We start from the raw sequence: 15933 nt of genomic DNA, 5'->3' as shown, positions 1-15933 counted from the left end.
TCCTGAGACTCGGGCGTAGCCTTATGCAACGCCGAACCTCGCAAGCGTTTCCGTAACCGTCAGGCGGCCTCGTTCTCGATAAGCACTTGCAGCGCGGGCCGCCCGCCCTTGGCCTGGGCCATCAGGCTGGCCAGGCTGCGGAAATCAATCGGCTTGTTCAGATAGGCGTCGGCGCCCGCCGCCATGCCCGCCTCGTGATCCTCGTTCCGGGCCGAAGCCGACAGGACGACGATCGGCGTCTCAGCGTTGACGCCGCCTTCGCGGATCAGACGGGTCGCCGTCAGGCCGTCCATGATCGGCATGTTCACGTCCATGATGATCAGATCAAAGGCCTGATGACGGGCGATATCGACCGCCTCCTGGCCGTTCTCCGCCGTCGTGGTGCGGCGTCCGGTCGAGCCCATCCACGCCTCAAGGATCATGCGGTTGACCGGGTGATCCTCCACGACCAGCACCTTCATGCCGTCCGGTTCGATGCTATCGGCATCCGCGTCGGCCTGAGCGGCCTCATCTTCCCAGCAGACGACCTCGCCCTCGACAGCGAAGGTGAAGACCGAACCCGAGCCGACCTGAGACTGCACCGTAATGTCGCCGCCCATGATGTTGGCCAGGCGCCGCGAAATCGTCAGGCCCAGACCCGTGCCGCCGAAGCGTCGTGTCGACGAAGCGTCGATCTGGGTGAAGGGCTGGAACAACTGATCCATGTCGCCTTCTGAAATCCCTGCGCCGCTGTCATGCACCGCGAACTCGAACGCCACGCGGCGCTCGGAGATACGGCGGCTTCGCGTCACAAAGCGGATTTCGCCGCTCTCAGTGAACTTCACCGCGTTGGACAGCAGGTTCTGCACCACCTGACAGACACGCAGGGGATCGCCGCGCACGACGGCAGGCGTATCGCCCTCAAACTCGGACACGAACCTCAGCCCCTTGGCCTCGGCCTGCGCCTCGAAGGGACCGACGATGCGGCGGTGAAGGTCGTCCAGCTGGATGTCGATGGACTCGAAATTCATCCGCCCCGCCTCGATTTTGGTCATGTCGAGGATGTCGTTCAGCAGGCTCAGCAGATTGTCGCCAGAGTTGCGGATGATCGCCAGATATTCGCGCTGGGCGCCGTCCAGCCGCGTCGCGCTCAACAACTGGGCCGCGCCGAGCACCCCGTTCATCGGCGTGCGCAGCTCGTGAGAAATGACGCCCAGAAAGTTGGATTTAGCCTCGTTGGCGGCGTTCGCCTTGTCCCGAGCCGCTTCCAGTTCTTCGATCAGATGAGCCTGATGCTCCTGGAAGGCGCGGATGCGTTCCTCGCGTAGCATGGTCATGGTCACGAGGACGAACAGGGAGGCCGCCGTGAACGGCGCCAACATGACGAAGGGCCAGAAGGCCGGATCGCCGATCAGGGTCACAGCAATGATGGCCGCCGCGACGCCATAGGGCGATGAAATCACGATGGCCTGTTTAGGCGAGCTGCGCAGCTGGGCGAACACGAGCACATAGCCCGAAATCAGCAGGGCGATGGCCAGTTCGCGGCCGAAAAGCGAGGGCGAGAACCACGCCATAAGCGGCGCCGCCGCCCAAGCCGCCGTGGTCACGGCGCCGACAATGGGGAACACCTTGCCCCAGCCTGCTTCAGCATTCTGACTGCGGCTGATCCGCTTTTCAACGACGCCGCGCAGAGCCCCTGCGGCGAGGGTGCCGGCGAACCACAACAGGCCATACAGCAGGCCCACGGTCGCGATCAGCCCAACGGCCCAGCTGGTGATGATCAGATAGCGGAGATAGTGGGTCTGCAGGATGGCGGACAGGGCCTGGGCGGCGCTGCCGGCCTCCTGGCTCTCAAGCCCCTTCCCTATGCCTTCTGAACCCACCATGGCGACGCCCCCGCTCGCTGCAAATATTCTTCGGGAGCGGACGCTATGGCCAAATGTTCTAAGAGGATGTGAATGAGGAGAACTACGTAATCTCAAATCGGTGAATATCAGGTCCCGGCCTCGCCCGGCGTCTGAGCGCGGATCGACAGGGCGTGGACCGGGCCGTTGAGCTCGGCTTTCAGCGCGGTGTTGACCGCCCGCTGCCGCGCGACGCGATTCATGCCTTCAAAAGCCGCCGAAACGATCCGCAGCTGGAAATGACTTTCCCCGCCGTCCTGGGCGTCGATTCCCCCTTCGTGGTGGTGACCGGAGTGTTTCCAGCTGTCGTCCTCCAGCTCAATCAGGCTCGGAGCGAAGGCCGCAGCCAGTTTTTCACGGATAATCGTCGCTACAGGGCCGTTCGACATGGTCATTCCTTGAAGCCGTCCAAATCAGCCCTACACTTCGGAGGATGTCTGCGTCTTTTCAATACAAGCCTCGCTTCACCGATATCCGAGTGAAGCCGCCCCGGCCCGAGGAGGAACAGGCCGAGGCCGATGTCCTGCACCTGAAGCCCGGCGAGAAACGCTGCGAGTGGCCTGACTGCTCGCGCCCGGCGACGGCCAAGGCGCCGAAGTCGCGCGAGCAGATCAATGAGTTCTACGACTTCTGTCAGGGCCACGCAGGCCAATACAACAAGGGCTGGAACTTCTACGCCGGTATGAACGAGGGCCAGATCCGCGCCGCGCAGGAAAACGAAGCCATGACCGGCGGACGGCCGACCTGGCAGATGAAGGCCGGCCCCCAGACGCGCGAGGCGGCCGCCTTCGCCGCCAAGTTCGGCACGAACAACAACTCGGGCGCCGGTTCATGGCGCGACAGCTTCGGCCTGTTCGGACGCCGCACCCAGGACGCGCCGGTCGCCGAAGCCCCCGAGCATCGCATGGGCAAACTGGAACGCGCCGCCCTGGCCGACCTGAATCTGGAGCCAGGCGCCGACAAGGCCGCCGTGAAGGCCCGCTATCATGAGCTGCTGAAACGCTTCCATCCTGACACCAACGGCGGCGACCGTGGAGCGGAGATGAAGCTTCAGAGCGTCATCAAGGCCTGGAAGACCTTGAAAAAGGCCGGTTACGCCTGATGGACCGAAGCAGGCCCGCGCCGCCGGGAGCGGCGTCGACACGCGTGACCTGCCCGCCCTGTTGTGAGGAGTCCCAGATTTCCGCGAAGACGTCGGCGCCGCTTTCGCCGCGCATCACCCGACGGGTCTCGCGGATCGCCTCAAGGAAGGTGTCGGCCTCAAGCGCAAGCATTTGAGGCGTCCGGCCGGGCGCGTCGTACACATAGCAGAAGAACTGCGGCAGCGTGGTCATCTCAGCCCCTCCCCGATGGGAGCGATGCGGCAATTGTTAACATCGAGCTGTGGATATTCCGAATCACAGAACCGTTGTTTCTGAGAGGCGTTGAGACAGCTTCAGCCCCTTCTCAGCCCACGGAGTCTGTCTCATGGAAATCCTGTACCGCGCCCACGCCACGGCTTCCGGCGGAGGACGCGACGAGGGCCGCTCGGCCACCGACGATGGCAAGATCGACGTCCGCCTGTCCGTACCGACCGAAATGGGCGGCCAGGGCGGCGACGGAACCAACCCGGAGCAGCTTTTCGCCACCGGCTACGCCGCCTGCTACCTGGGCGCCCTGCGTCTGGTGTCAGGCAAGGCGGGAACGCCTGTCGGGCCGGACACCAAGGTCGAGGCAGGCATAGGTTTCGGCAAGAACACCCGCGGCGAAGGCTTCAACCTGGATGTGACGCTGAAGGTCACGGACCACGGACTGGACGAGGCGATTATCAACGACCTTATCCACAAGGCGCATCAGGTCTGCCCCTACTCCAACGCCACGCGCGGCAATGTCGAGGTCGCCCTTTCGGCGGAATAATCCGGCCGGCCCAGCGCGAATAATCAATCCGGCCCCTCGCGCGTGTTGAGCCGCGCGCGCGAGGGCGCTAGGTGGATGGCCATGACCTCTCCGCTCGACGCCTCCCCCGACCCGCTCGTCACGCTGGAACCGCATCGCAAGGTCACGCTGAAGGAGGCATTCGGCATCGACTCCGACATGGTCGTGCCCGCTTTCGAAACGCGCGACAGCCATGTGCCCGAGATCGACGACTCCTATCGTTTCGATCCGCAGACGACGCTCGCCATCTGCGCGGGCTTCGCCTACGACCGCCGCGTGATGGTCCAAGGTTATCACGGCACCGGCAAGTCGACCCACATCGAGCAGGTCGCGGCCCGCCTCAACTGGCCGATGGTGCGCGTCAATCTGGACGCCCACGTCAGCCGGATCGACCTGATCGGCAAGGACGCCATCGTCCTGAAGGACGGCAAGCAGATCACCGAGTTCCGCGAGGGCATCCTGCCCTGGTCGCTGCAACGCCCGGTCGCCCTCGTGTTCGACGAATATGACGCGGGCCGCCCCGACGTGATGTTCGTCATCCAGCGCGTACTGGAGGCGCAAGGACGCCTGACCCTGCTGGACCAGAACCGGGTCATCCGCCCGAACAAATGGTTCCGCCTGTTCGCCACCTCGAACACGGTCGGTCTGGGCGACACCACGGGCCTGTATCACGGCGCCCAGCAGATCAATCAGGCCCAGCTGGACCGCTGGAACATCGTCACCACGCTGAACTATCTCGACCACGACGTGGAAGCCGAGATCGTCGCCGCCAAGGCGCCCGAGTACGACACGTCGGACGGCCGCCGTCAGATCGCCGCCATGGTCCGCGTCGCAGACATGACGCGCAACGCCTTCATGAACGGCGACATCTCGACCGTGATGTCGCCCCGTACGGTCATCACCTGGGCCCAGAACGCCATCATCTTCGGCGGCGACCTGGCCCTGAGCTTCCGCCTGACCTTCCTGAACAAGTGCGACGAACTGGAACGGCCGACCATCGCCGAATTCTATCAGCGGGCCTTCGGCGAGGACCTGCCGGAATCCGCAACGCGGGTGAAGATCGCCTGACGCCCTCGCGCATCGTTAAATGAAAAGGCCGCCCTCCGATCCGGAAAGGCGGCCTTTTTGTTCAGCCCCGTGCTGACGGCTCAGCGCAAGCTGGACGCAAACATCCGCGGCCGCGAACGCCGCACCAGCCACAGGTTCACGGTCGCCGCCCCCAGCACCAACGCCGCCACGGCCTGGTGCAGGACGCCCAGCGTCACCGGCACGGCGTGGATCAGGGTCATGACGCCCAGCCCCGCCTGGAACCACAGCGCGCCCGCAAAGACGACCGCGGCGACGCCCAGCCCGCCGTCCAGACGCCCGCGCAGGGCCTGGACCGCATAGAAGGTGCCGGCGAACAGCAGCACATAGGCGCCCATCCGATGGTTCAGTTGCACCAGTCCCTGATCATGCAGGAAGGCCAGCGCTCCCTGCCCCCATGCGATCGGCGGGAAGAAGGCTCCGTTCATCAGCGGCCAGTCCGTGTAGATCAGGCCCGCCTTGGCGCCCGCCACCAGACCGCCCAGCAGGCACTGGATGAAGACACCGCCCAGCAGCAGTCCCGCGCCCCAGGTCCAAGCGCGCGACGGGCGGTTGGCGTCCACGCCGGCCCATGCTTCCAGCCCCGTCCAGATCAGACCGGCGAAAATCAGGAAGGCCAGGCCCAGATGGGTCGCCAGCCGCTCCGGCGCCACATCGACGCGCTCGGCCAGACCGCTGGACACCATCCACCAGCCGATCAGCCCCTGCAGGCCGCCCAGAGCCAGCAGCACGGCGCAGCGGCCGATCAGGCGGCGCGGGATCACCCGGAACGCAAGGAAGGCGATGAAGGGCAAGGCGAAGACGGCGCCGATCAGGCGGCCCAACAGCCGGTGCGCCCACTCCCACCAGAAAATGTACTGGAACTGCGCCATGCTCATGCCGGCGTTGACTTCCGTGTATTGAGGAATGGCCTTATACTTGTCGAACGCCTCGACCCAGTCGGCGTGGTTCATCGGCGGCAGGGCGCCCATGATCGGCTTCCATTCCGTGATCGACAGACCTGAGCCGGTCAGACGCGTCGCGCCCCCGACTACGATCATGGCGAACACAAGAGTCGCACAGAAAAACAGCCACAGCGCCACAGCGCGGCTGTGATCCAAATCCCCGATACGCTTCATTCGACGCCTGCCGTTCGCCCCGATATGCTTGCCGCCTCTTCACAGGCGGCGGAACCGAGGGATATGCCCCTCCCGCGTGGCAAGATCGAGTCGGTTTCTTCGCCAAAGCGTCGCACAGCATTCAGGGAGCGCCGGTTGGTGCAATATATCGAGATCGCCATCGCCATTGCCGGCGCCTTGGCCCTGGCGTGGGTCGCCGACCTTCTGACGGGGCGTCGAGGCATCGGGGCCGTCATACTGGTGGCCCTCGTCAGCGCCGCGTGCGGCGCATTTCTGGCAATCCGCGTCTTTGCCGTCGCTGCCCTGACGGACTGGGAGTGGCTGATTTGGTCGCTGGTGGCCACCGTGATCGGCCTGGCGGCCTTCTTCCTGTTCAGGAACAAGCGCTGATGCCGCCGCGCGCTCGCCGGTTCGTCGCCACCGTGGCGGTGGTGTTCTTCCTGATCTTCTGGATCTGGGGCGCAGTGACGGTGCACGACCTGCTGCCGAAGGCCTGGTGGATCGATCTGATCTTTTTCACCGTAGCGGGTATCGGCTGGGGCTTGCCGCTTATTCCCCTGCTGCGCTGGGCCGAGCGAGAATAAAGCTTGTGCCGGGCCGCCCTGATGTCAGGGCGGCCCGGCCTTCGCATCAGAAGCGGACGCGCACGCCGCCGAAGACGCCGCGACCGGCCGTGCCGTAGCCCAGCACGGTCTGGTATTCCTCGTCGAAGGCGTTCTCGATCCGGCCATAAACTTCCAGATTGTCGTCGATCGGATAGGAAGCCCGCAGGTCGACCAGGGTGAAGGCGTCGACCTTCACCGCGTTCTCCAGGTCATTGAACGACTCGCCGACGTAGCGAACGGACAGGCCGGTTTTCAGACCAAACGCCCAGTCGTAGTCAGCCGCCAGGTTGGCCATATGCTCGGGGCGGCGCATGAGGCGTTTTCCGTCATAGTTTCCAGAAGCGTTCTTAGCGTCGGTCCAGGTGTAGTTGGCGCTGACGTTCAGACGATCTGTCACATCAACACGGCCGATCAGTTCGACCCCTTGCGCCTCGGTCTTCAGAACGTTGCGATAATAGCCATAGCGCAGCAGATCGCGTTCCTTGCCCTCGTCGTCGATATATTTGCCGATGACGCATAGCGGATCATTCGGCCGGCCTTCAACTTCAGCACAGCCGTTGTAGTCGATCTCATTGTCGCTCTCGCGCTGGAAATAGGTCGCCGAAACAACGGCGCGGTCGAACAGTCGCTGTTCGACGCCGATCTCCCAGCTGTCGACCTCTTCCGGCTGCAGGTCCAGATTGCCGTATTCGCTGTACAGCTCGTACAGGCCCGGCGCGCGGAAGCCCTGACCCCAGCTGGCGCGCAGCACAGTCGCGCCGTCGTTCAGCGACCAGGCCGCCGCAACCTGCCCCAGCAGGTTATCGCCATAGTGGGCGTGATCGTCATAACGCAGCCCGCCGGTCAGAGTCAGGCCGTCCAGCACGGTCCACTGAACCTGGCCGTAAACGCTGTTCAACTCAGCCTCGCCGCGACCATATTCGGCGTTGGGATTCCAGTCGCCCAGCGAGCGGGACTTCATTTCCGACTTTTCGTGCTCGACGCCGAAGGTCGCGTTCAGCGTCTCGGTGACGGCGAAGGCGCCCTGATATTCCCAGCGCCGGTTCTGACCTTCGGCGTCGAAGGTCAGGGTCTGGATTTTGTTGTCCGGGTTGAAGTTGCGGCGATCCGTATCGGTGTGGGCATAGCCGATGCGGTTGCGGAAACGGCCATCCAACAGGTCGAAGTTCAGACCGGCGTAGGCGACCAGTTCCTGGGTCTTGCCGTAATCGCGGCTGTCGCCGTTCCAGGCGTCCAGATCCACGCGTCCGCTGGACCACACCGAGCGCAGGTCCACAGAGACGGCGTCGGTGATCTTCAGGTTCAACCGGCCCGACAGGCCGGTGTTGTCATAGCCGTCGTCCTCGGTTCCCGTGGCGTAGGCCGAATAGCCGTCGGTCGAATAACGGCTGGCCGCCAGGCGCCAGCTCAGGCGCTCATTGGCGCCGCCGACGCCGCCACGGAAATAGGTCGTTCCGCGCGCGCCGGCCTCGGCGTCCAGGCTGCCCTGGAAGGCTTCCGTCGGCTCGGTCGTGACGATGTTCACCACGCCGCCGATGGCCTGGCTGCCCCACAGGGTCGACTGGGCGCCGCGCAGGACCTCGATACGCGCAGCGTCGCCAACCAGCAGGTTGCCGAAGTCGAAGCCGCCCTGGGTCGAGGACGGATCGTTCAGCTTGACCCCGTCGATCAGCACGACGGTGTGATGGCCTTCGGCGCCGCGAATACGCAGGCTGGTCACGGTGCCCGGCCCGCCGTTGCGGCTGTAATTGACGCTGGGCGTCTGCGCCAGAAGCTCGGCCACGGCCGTCGTCTGGCGCGCTTCGATGACAGCCTGCGTCAGGACGGTGACGGAAGCTCCGACCCGCTCGATCGGCTGAGCTGAACGGTTGGCGGTGACGACCACGTCCTTGACGGCGGTCGCGCCGGCGCGGCCCGCCACGTCAGGGGCGGCCGCCTGTTGATCAGCGCCTTCCGCTGCATAGGAAGGGGCGGCGGCCAGAAGGCTGGCGGCGGCCAGGGCGGCGAATGCGGTCCGGTTCAATCCGGTTCTCCATATGACGACGCCGCGCCCGACCGACCGCGCCCTGACGAGCGAAGGCGGCCGCTGACGCGGCTGGTTTCAAGACTGTCGTCACACGAGTTGCCTCGACCGCCCGGCACATCCCGACCGCGCGGAGAACGACGGCGACAGGCAGGTCTCCTGGCTCGCGGATCAAGGCCGGTGCGCGTCGCCTTCCCAGTGGTCGATCAGGACGAAACCCTTCGAGCCGCCAGTGGCGTTTGACGCGCGGGCTAGCCGCTTACAGTTGCGGGAACAGCCGGAGTTTCACACTCCATTCCCTTTTACCCCCCCGTTCGGAGGGACCTGACGCGGTCGCCGCAGTAAGGCCGCTTGCCGCTGAGGTCAACCTGGCCGCCATTGCGGCAAAGCAGAGCGAAGAGGCGGCGCCCAGGAAAAAGGCGCGCGGAGATGATCTCTCCACGCCCCTGATCCTTGTTGAACTGAACCGACGTCAGACGGCGGCGGTTTGCGCCTGTCCGTCCGGGCTGTCCGGCTCGGGCATGTCGTCCAGTTCGCCCTCCCACTTGGCGACCACGGCGGCCGCGACCGAGTTGCCGACGACGTTGGTGGCCGAGCGGCCCATATCGAGCAGGTGATCGACGCCCAGCACGATGGCGATCCACGCTTCAGGCAAGCCGAAGTAGGTCAGGGTGGCCATGATCACCACCAGCGAAGCGCGCGGAATGCCGGCAATGCCCTTTGACGTCACCATCAGCAGCAGCAGCATGAAGATTTGCTGCGACATGCTCAGATGCACGCCGTGGGCCTGCATGATGAACATGGTGCCGAAGGTGCAGTAGAGCATCGACCCGTCGAGATTGAACGAATAACCCAGCGGCAGGACGAAGCTGACGATGCGGCGGCGCACGCCGACCTTGGGCAGGGCCTCAAGGATGCGGGGATAGGCCGCTTCCGAACTGGCCGTCGAGAAGGCCAGCAGGGTCGGGGTGCGGATGGCCCGGAACAGCGGGACGACCCGCTTGCCCAGCACCACGGCGCCCGCCACGAACAGCAGGCCCCACAGCGTCGCCATTGACCCGTAGAAGCCCAGCACGAACTTGGCGTAGGTGCCCAGCATCTCCAGCCCCTGTGTGGCGATGGTCGAAGCCAGGGCGGCGAAGATGGCGAAGGGCGCCAGCTTCATCACGAACTCGGTCACCTTAAGCATGATGCTGGCGGCCTGTTCGACCAGGTGCAGCACCGCCGGCGCCTTGTCGTCCAGGGCCGCGACCGCCGTGCCGACGAAGACCGAGAAGACCACGATCTGCAGGATCTCGTTCCTGGCCATGGCGTCGAAGATCGAGGTCGGCACCAGGTGGGCGATGAAGCCATGCAGCGAGAAGGCGTCGGTCGAGGCCGCCGGGGCCGTCGCCGCCACCGCTTCCGGCAGGTGCATGTTCGCGCCCGGCTGCAGCAGTTGGACCATCACCAGACCCAGCACCAGCGAGACGATCGAAGCGCCGATGAACCAGGTCATGGTCTTCACGCCGATCCGCCCCACCGAGGCGGCGTCCTCCATATGGGCGATGCCCGCCACCAGGGTCGTGAACACCAGCGGCGCGATGATCATCTTGATCAGCCGCAGGAAGATGTCGGTGATGAGATTGAGGTTCGACGCCGCGGCCGAAGCCTGATCCGCCGTCAGAAAATGATTCAGGCCCCAGCCTGTCACAACGCCGAGGACCATCGCCCCGACGATGAGGTAAGCGAACATACGTTTCATACAGTCGTCCAGGTTCGCGGCGCAGAAACCCCCAACGCCGCCGTTACACCAATGGAGGGCCCCACCGCCCGCATCTCAGCCGCAGCGAATAGCCGATAAAACCTCTATGGCACATCACATATTTTTGCATGGACAGGCCTGCGTCACACCGCAGCCTGAGCCTCGTCCAGCAAAAGTCGGTCACGCCAACCGTCATAAGCGACATCGACATTGGCCGGAAGCTCTCGCTTCAATCGCTGATAGTCCAGATCGATATGCAGATTGGTTAGCACGGCCTGCTTCACGCCCGTCTGCGCGATCCAGTCCAGCGCCTTGTCGACATGGGCGTGGGTCGGATGAGGCGTGTAACGAAGGGCGTCCAATATCCACAGGTCAGCCCCGCGCACTGCTTCCAGCGCCTCGTCATCAAGGTCGGACACGTCGCTGGAATAGACAACCCCGCCGATCCTGTAGCCGACCGATCGAATCGGGCCGTGCGCTTGGTCGAAGGTGACGACAGGCAGATTCCCTCCCGGCCCCGGCACGCTCCAGCGACAGCCGTGCGGCGGAAGCGGACGCGCCTCGACGATGGCCGGATAGCCGTGCTGGCTCTCGAAGATGTAGTCGAATCGTCGTGTCAGGGCCGCATGGGTCGGCTCATCCATCCAGGCCGGAATGCGTCCCCGCGCATGGGCGGCGAAGACCCGCAGATCGTCAATGCCGTGGGTCTGGTCCGCATGGTCGTGGGTATAGAGGACCCCGTCGATGCCCCGGACATCCGCCATCAGCATCTGCTGGCGGAAGTCAGGCGAGGTGTCGACGACCACGCTGGTCACGCCATCGGGACCATGAAGACGGGCCAGCATGGAACAGCGGGTGCGCCGGTTGCGCGGCTCGACCGGATTGCAGTCGCCCCAGTCGCCATCGCCGCGCGGCACCCCGCCCGACGAACCACACCCCAGGATGACGATCTCCAGCTCTCTCATTCGGCGGGCCGGGGGATACGGTCGAACAGGTTGAAGAAGGCGTCGGTCGTCAGGCGATCCGCCTGTTCCGGCGTCCATCCTCTAATCTCGGCCAGCTTGGCCAGCACCAGGCCGACATAGGCCGGCTCGTTGCGGCGCCCACGGTGCGGGATCGGCGCCAGATAGGGGCAGTCCGTCTCGACGATGATGCGGTCTTCGGGCATCCGCCGGATCACCGCCCTCACCTCTTCGGCCGCCTTGAAGGTGGCGATGCCGGAAACAGAGAACCAGCCGCCCAATTCCATCGCCAGTTCAGCCAGTTCCATGCCGCTGGTGTAGCAGTGCATAAGGAATTTGAACGACGCCCGTCCATGTTCTTCGCGCAGAATGTCGGCCATGACCTCATCCGCTTCACGGGTGTGGATGACCAGCGGCAGCCCCGTGCGGCGCGCCGCCTCGATATGCTGACGGAACACCGCCGCCTGAACGTCGCGGGGGCTGAGGTCGTAGTGGAAATCCAGCCCGCACTCGCCGATGCCGATGACGCGCGGACGCTGCGCAAGTTCGACCAGGCGATCCGCCGTCAGGTCGGCGTAGTCCTTGGCTTCATGCGGATGCACCCCGACCGTGCACCAGATGTCGGCGTTGTTCATCGCCAGCGCATGGGTCGCGTCAAAGGTCGATAGCTTGTCCGAAATCTCGACCATCAGCCGCACGCCCGCCTCTCTCGCGCGCGCAATCACGGCGTCGCGGTCTTCATCGAACTGGGGCGCGTGAAGATTGACGTGACTGTCGATGATCATTTCAGGTGAACGCCCTCATACCGATGCCTTGACGCGGGCGATGTCGGCCAGGGCCCCGGCCAGCACATCCCCCTTGTCCATATTCAGGCCCGCCGCGCGGTCCGGCAGTTCCGACAGCCGCCCCCACAGCTCAGCCCACAACGCGCCCTCGCGGCCGCCGGTCTCGACCGCACGCCGCTTCACCGCCGCGATCAGCCGATCCATCAGGGCGTCGAACCGCGCCTGCCCTTCGGCGCCGCGAAAGCCGTCAGCCACGGCCAGTTGCTCAGCGCGGTCCACGGCGCCGCCTTCGACCCAGCTGCGCGCCAGACGATCCGTCTCGGACATGGCGCCGGACGCCAGATCCAGCGCGGCGCCCGGCGAGCCGCCGGCCATACGCGCCGCCTCATCCGCCTCGGACGGCGATACGCCGGTGCGGCGCTGGACCAGCTCCGCCAGACGATGTTCAGGCCAGACCGGAAAACTGAGACGGCGACACCGCGAACGGATGGTCGCCAGCAAACGGCCCGGCGCGTGCGTCACCAGGAACAGAACCCCGCTTTCAGGCGGTTCCTCAAGAATCTTCAGCAAGGCATTGGCGGCATTGACGTTCAGGTCGTCGGCAGCATCAATGATCGCCACCCGATGCCGCGCCTGGGACGGGCTCTTGGCGAAGAACTCCGGCAGGTCGCGCGCCTGTTCGACCGAGATCGACTTCTTCTGCTTGCCGCCCTCGATCAGACGCTCAAGCACCAGCAGATCAGGGTGCGACTGAGCCGAGACCAGACGACTGACGGGGTCGTGCGGCGCCGCGCCAAGCGGCCCGCGCGAAGGATCCGGCGCCGCGCCCAGCAGACGCCGCGCAGCGCGGTAGGCGAAGCTGGCCTTGCCCGATCCCTCGACCCCGCACAGAAGCCAGGCGTGGTGCAGGCGGCCACGGTCCAGCGCGTCCAGAAAAGCCTCTTCGGCCTTGAGGTCGGCGATCAGATCGAACCGGTCGCGCGGATGCTCGCTCAAAGCAGCCGCGCCTCCACCACCGTCCAGAGGCGTTCGGACACCTCATCGACCTCGCCCGTCGCGTCGATGACGACACAGCGGTCGGGGTGGCGCTCAGCCACTTCCAGAAAGCCTTCGCGGAGCTTCTGATGGAACGTCATGCCCTTGGATTCAAAGCGCGTCTCGAACAGCCCGCGACCGAAGGCGCGTTCCAGCCCCACATCCACCGGCAGATCGAACACCAGGGTCAGGTCCGGTTGGTCGCCATCGACCACCGCAGCGTCCAGCGCCTCGATCAGGCTTTCGGGCGCGCCGCCGCCTGCGCCCTGATAGACGCGGCTCGAATCGGCGAAGCGATCGCAGACAACCCAGCGCCCGGCTTCCAGCGCGGGGCGGATCGTGCGCTCCAGATGGTCGGACCGGGCGGCGTACATCAGCAGGGTCTCAGTGCGCGCGGACCAGCGGTCAGCCTCGCCCGAGACGGCGATATTGCGGATTTCCTCAGCCCCCGGCGAGCCTCCCGGCTCCCGCGTCTGGACGACGTCCAGCCCAGCGGCGCGCAGCCGCTCGACCAACAGGCGCGCCTGTGTGGTCTTGCCGGCGCCTTCGCCGCCTTCGAACGTGATGAATCTGCCTCGCTGCACCCGCGCACAATGGCGACCCGCGCGACGGACGCAAGACCCGTCAGCCGCCTATCAACAGGGCGTCGCTGAAACCGCGCGCAATCACGGCCTGACGCGCGCGCTCTGCCGCCGTCGCATCGGGCCAGGGACCGACAACGACGCGAAACAGGGTCCGGCCGTCGCGGTCGAGGTTCTGGATAGAGGCGCGGTCGCCGAGGCGGCGGGCCACCCGATCCGCGCCGCGCCGATCCGAATAGGCCCCGGCCTGCACCCAATAGGCGGCGGCAGGAGCAGCGTAAGACGGAACAGGCTGGGGCGCAGGGGCCTGAGCCGGCGCGGGCGTCGGCGCGCTTGCGGCTTCATAATAAGGACGCGGTCCCGCCACTCGGCTCGGCGCGGCGTCGATGCGGGCAGGCGCCGCTTCTGCGCGCTGCATCGGCGTCCCGCCGCCCTGGCGCGGGGCCCGGCCGACATAGCGGACCCGCACTTCGCCCACGCCCTGATTCAGCAGGCCCAGTTCCTCAGCAGCCCCGCGCGACAGGTCGATAATCCGCCCATCGACGAAGGGCCCGCGATCGTTGACGCGCAGGATCACCCGGCGGCCGTTCGCCCGGTTGGTGACCTCGACCAGACTGGGCAGCGGCAGGGTCTTGTGAGCCGCCGTCAGGCCATTCATGTCGAAACGCTCGCCCGTCGAGGTCGAGCGGCCGTGGTGATAGGAGCCGTACCACGAGGCCTGTCCGACCTCGTCATAGTTGGGCTGTTCCTTCGGGTGATACCAACGGCCACGGACCTGGTAGGGCCGCATGGTCCCCGAAACGATCGGCGCGGGGTCGGTCACCACCGGCGGCTTCAGCGGCGCCTCGCGCCCTCCGCCCAGGCTAGCGCACGCCGCCAGGGTCGAAAAGGCGGCGGCGACCACCGCCGCTCTCAGGATCCGGGCCCACATGGTTTCGACGCACTCCGACCGACTGACAGGCCCTCCTTATGCGCCCGAACGGTTTCCGGTTTGGTTAACGCCGCGTTTGCGCCTATGAGCGCGGCTGAACGTCGCGCGTCTTCTTCCCTCCCCTCCCCGAAGCAGATTTGACCCCATCGCTGTATCAGACCCGTTCCGGGGTCTTCATTCTCGCCACCCTGTGCTGCGCCCTGTGGGGCAGCGCCTTCCCTGCGGTGAAGGGCGGCTACGCCCTGCTGCACATCGCCCAGGACGACATCGCCAGTCAGCTGGTTTTCGCCGGGTGGAGGTTCGCCCTGGCGGGACTGATCCTGCTGTTCGTCGCCGCCGCGCTGAAGAAGCCGGTGCTGAGGCTTGAGCGACGCCAGACGGCGCAGGTCGCCCTGCTGGGCCTGACGCAGACTGCGATCCAATACGTCTTCTTCTATATCGGCCTGGCGCATGCGACCGGCGTGAAGTCGTCGATCATGAACTCCACCAGCGTCTTCTTCAGCGTGGTCCTGGCTCACTATCTGTATGCCGACGACCGCCTCAACGGACGAAAGGCGCTCGGCTGCCTGATCGGTTTTCTGGGCGTCGTCGTCGTCAATCTGGGCGGGTCAGGCCTTGGGTTCGACTTCAGCCTGCTAGGCGAGGGTTTCATCGTCATCGCCGCCTTTGTGCTGGCGGCGGCCTCCATTTACGGCAAGCGCGTCTCGCGGCAGTTGGACCCCATGGTCATGACGGGCTGGCAGTTGTTCATCGGCGGCGCCGCCCTGACCGGCGCCGGGTGGGCGGCGGGCGGCCATCTGGAGACGCTGAACGCCGCCTCAGGCGCGCTGTTGCTCTATCTGGCTCTGTTGTCATCGATCGCCTTCGCTGTCTGGAGCATACTGCTGAAACACCATCCAGTCGGCCTGATTGCGGCCTTCAACTTCCTGATCCCCGTCTTCGGCGTGACTCTGTCCGCCGCCTTCCTGGGCGAGTCGATGTTCAAATGGAGCTATCTGATCGCCCTGATCCTGGTCTGCGGCGGCATCTGGCTGGTCACCCGCTCCACACGGGCGGCGGCCTCGGCCTGACCCGCGCTTTCTGCTTGGATCACGGACAGCTTTACGGCTATGCACGCGAGCGCGCCGAGTCGCGCTGGACAGGTGGCCGAGTGGTTTAAGGCAGCGGTCTTGAAAACCGCCGTAGGTGGAAGCCTACCGTGGGTTCGAATCCCACCCTGTCCGCCATCCGAGCCGGTGCAGCCTTTCGAAGAATGAGGCCTACAAG

Annotated in this window: 17 protein-coding genes, 1 tRNA gene and 1 riboswitch; of the genes, 7 read left to right on the top strand and 11 right to left on the bottom strand. The window is 65.5% G+C overall.

The genetic code is table 11. The features are described 5' to 3' along the window. Positions 1 to 59: 59 nt before the first annotated feature. Together H556_RS0100905 and H556_RS0100900 are read right to left on the bottom strand one after the other, a co-directional pair. The gene (locus H556_RS0100905) at positions 60 to 1865 is read right to left on the bottom strand and encodes a response regulator (protein ID WP_024352649.1); all 1806 of its coding nucleotides are present in this window, start codon (positions 1863 to 1865) and stop codon (positions 60 to 62) included. Between the two features lie 107 nt (positions 1866 to 1972). Then, on the bottom strand, positions 1973 to 2272 hold the full coding sequence (locus H556_RS0100900) for a BolA family protein (RefSeq protein WP_024352648.1): 300 nt from the start codon (positions 2270 to 2272) through the stop codon (positions 1973 to 1975). Between the two features lie 44 nt (positions 2273 to 2316). Between H556_RS0100900 and H556_RS0100895 the strand changes: the two genes are divergently transcribed. Beyond that, positions 2317 to 2985, top strand: coding sequence for a J domain-containing protein (locus tag H556_RS0100895; protein ID WP_024352647.1), 669 nt, complete (start codon positions 2317 to 2319; stop codon positions 2983 to 2985). Here H556_RS0100895 and H556_RS0100890 read toward each other — a convergent pair. After that, entirely contained in the window at positions 2945 to 3217 is a 273-nt protein-coding gene (locus H556_RS0100890) for a hypothetical protein (RefSeq protein WP_024352646.1), read from the bottom strand. The two genes, H556_RS0100895 and H556_RS0100890, sit on opposite strands and share 41 nt — an antisense overlap. A gap of 133 nt (positions 3218 to 3350) precedes the next feature. On the opposite strand from H556_RS0100890, the gene H556_RS0100885 reads away from it, so the two are divergent. After that, the gene (locus H556_RS0100885; RefSeq protein WP_024352645.1) at positions 3351 to 3779 is read left to right on the top strand and encodes an organic hydroperoxide resistance protein; all 429 of its coding nucleotides are present in this window, start codon (positions 3351 to 3353) and stop codon (positions 3777 to 3779) included. A gap of 75 nt (positions 3780 to 3854) precedes the next feature. Further along, positions 3855 to 4865 carry a cobaltochelatase subunit CobS gene (cobS, locus tag H556_RS0100880; RefSeq protein ID WP_035302731.1) on the top strand — a complete coding sequence of 337 codons (1011 nt, stop codon included), beginning with the start codon at positions 3855 to 3857 and terminating at the stop codon, positions 4863 to 4865. 80 nt (positions 4866 to 4945) lie between these two features. Here cobS and H556_RS0100875 read toward each other — a convergent pair whose 3' ends face one another. Next, complete coding sequence (locus H556_RS0100875; RefSeq protein ID WP_024352643.1) at positions 4946 to 6001, bottom strand: COX15/CtaA family protein; 1056 nt, start codon at positions 5999 to 6001, stop codon at positions 4946 to 4948. Between the two features lie 138 nt (positions 6002 to 6139). On the opposite strand from H556_RS0100875, the gene H556_RS0100870 reads away from it, so the two are divergent. Both H556_RS0100870 and H556_RS0100865 read left to right on the top strand, forming a co-directional pair. Beyond that, positions 6140 to 6391 (top strand): hypothetical protein, encoded by a 252-nt coding sequence (locus H556_RS0100870; RefSeq protein ID WP_024352642.1) that lies wholly within the window; start codon positions 6140 to 6142, stop codon positions 6389 to 6391. Further along, positions 6391 to 6585 (top strand): DUF2842 domain-containing protein, encoded by a 195-nt coding sequence (locus H556_RS0100865; protein WP_024352641.1) that lies wholly within the window; start codon positions 6391 to 6393, stop codon positions 6583 to 6585. The genes H556_RS0100870 and H556_RS0100865 overlap by 1 nt, the downstream gene beginning before the upstream one ends. A 46-nt stretch (positions 6586 to 6631) precedes the next feature. On the opposite strand, the gene H556_RS0100860 is transcribed toward H556_RS0100865, so the two are convergent. The 7 genes from H556_RS0100860 to H556_RS0100830 form a co-directional block, all read right to left on the bottom strand. Continuing rightward, entirely contained in the window at positions 6632 to 8629 is a 1998-nt protein-coding gene (locus H556_RS0100860) for a TonB-dependent receptor plug domain-containing protein (RefSeq protein WP_024352640.1), read from the bottom strand. Positions 8630 to 8761: 132 nt separating this feature from the next. Then, a riboswitch (cobalamin riboswitch) is annotated at positions 8762 to 8972 on the bottom strand. A 129-nt stretch (positions 8973 to 9101) separates the two neighbouring features. Next, entirely contained in the window at positions 9102 to 10373 is a 1272-nt protein-coding gene (locus H556_RS0100855; RefSeq protein WP_024352639.1) for a dicarboxylate/amino acid:cation symporter, read from the bottom strand. Positions 10374 to 10516: 143 nt separating this feature from the next. Further along, the gene (locus tag H556_RS0100850; RefSeq protein WP_024352638.1) at positions 10517 to 11338 is read right to left on the bottom strand and encodes an MBL fold metallo-hydrolase; all 822 of its coding nucleotides are present in this window, start codon (positions 11336 to 11338) and stop codon (positions 10517 to 10519) included. Further along, entirely contained in the window at positions 11335 to 12120 is a 786-nt protein-coding gene (locus H556_RS0100845; protein WP_024352637.1) for a TatD family hydrolase, read from the bottom strand. Before H556_RS0100845 ends, H556_RS0100850 begins: the two co-directional genes overlap by 4 nt. Before the next feature lie 15 nt (positions 12121 to 12135). Continuing rightward, positions 12136 to 13116 (bottom strand): DNA polymerase III subunit delta', encoded by a 981-nt coding sequence (locus H556_RS0100840; protein ID WP_024352636.1) that lies wholly within the window; start codon positions 13114 to 13116, stop codon positions 12136 to 12138. Beyond that, positions 13113 to 13739: a dTMP kinase gene (tmk, locus tag H556_RS0100835; protein WP_024352635.1), complete on the bottom strand. Its 627-nt coding sequence runs from the start codon at positions 13737 to 13739 to the stop codon at positions 13113 to 13115. Before tmk ends, H556_RS0100840 begins: the two co-directional genes overlap by 4 nt. Positions 13740 to 13779: 40 nt before the next feature. Then, positions 13780 to 14667, bottom strand: coding sequence for a septal ring lytic transglycosylase RlpA family protein (locus tag H556_RS0100830; protein ID WP_024352634.1), 888 nt, complete (start codon positions 14665 to 14667; stop codon positions 13780 to 13782). A gap of 137 nt (positions 14668 to 14804) precedes the next feature. Between H556_RS0100830 and H556_RS0100825 the strand changes: the two genes are divergently transcribed. Continuing rightward, positions 14805 to 15737 (top strand): DMT family transporter, encoded by a 933-nt coding sequence (locus tag H556_RS0100825; protein ID WP_024352633.1) that lies wholly within the window; start codon positions 14805 to 14807, stop codon positions 15735 to 15737. 66 nt (positions 15738 to 15803) lie between these two features. Next, positions 15804 to 15893, top strand: a tRNA-Ser gene (locus H556_RS0100820). Positions 15894 to 15933: the final 40 nt, after the last annotated feature.

It is taken from the genome of Brevundimonas naejangsanensis DSM 23858 (assembly GCF_000421705.1).
GTDB classification, from domain to species: Bacteria; Pseudomonadota; Alphaproteobacteria; order Caulobacterales; family Caulobacteraceae; genus Brevundimonas; species Brevundimonas naejangsanensis.
This window is presented reverse-complemented; position numbering and strand designations above follow the sequence as displayed.

Coding starts and splice junctions, on each gene's coding strand:
- H556_RS0100905 (WP_024352649.1), bottom strand. CDS start 1,865: ATGGTGGGTTCAGAAGGCATAGGGAAGGGGCTTGAGAGCCAGGAGGCC.
- H556_RS0100900 (WP_024352648.1), bottom strand. CDS start 2,272: ATGTCGAACGGCCCTGTAGCGACGATTATCCGTGAAAAACTGGCTGCG.
- H556_RS0100895 (WP_024352647.1), top strand. CDS start 2,317: ATGTCTGCGTCTTTTCAATACAAGCCTCGCTTCACCGATATCCGAGTG.
- H556_RS0100890 (WP_024352646.1), bottom strand. CDS start 3,217: ATGACCACGCTGCCGCAGTTCTTCTGCTATGTGTACGACGCGCCCGGC.
- H556_RS0100885 (WP_024352645.1), top strand. CDS start 3,351: ATGGAAATCCTGTACCGCGCCCACGCCACGGCTTCCGGCGGAGGACGC.
- cobS (WP_035302731.1), top strand. CDS start 3,855: ATGGCCATGACCTCTCCGCTCGACGCCTCCCCCGACCCGCTCGTCACG.
- H556_RS0100875 (WP_024352643.1), bottom strand. CDS start 6,001: ATGAAGCGTATCGGGGATTTGGATCACAGCCGCGCTGTGGCGCTGTGG.
- H556_RS0100865 (WP_024352641.1), top strand. CDS start 6,391: ATGCCGCCGCGCGCTCGCCGGTTCGTCGCCACCGTGGCGGTGGTGTTC.
- H556_RS0100855 (WP_024352639.1), bottom strand. CDS start 10,373: ATGAAACGTATGTTCGCTTACCTCATCGTCGGGGCGATGGTCCTCGGC.
- H556_RS0100850 (WP_024352638.1), bottom strand. CDS start 11,338: ATGAGAGAGCTGGAGATCGTCATCCTGGGGTGTGGTTCGTCGGGCGGG.
- H556_RS0100845 (WP_024352637.1), bottom strand. CDS start 12,120: ATGATCATCGACAGTCACGTCAATCTTCACGCGCCCCAGTTCGATGAA.
- H556_RS0100830 (WP_024352634.1), bottom strand. CDS start 14,667: ATGTGGGCCCGGATCCTGAGAGCGGCGGTGGTCGCCGCCGCCTTTTCG.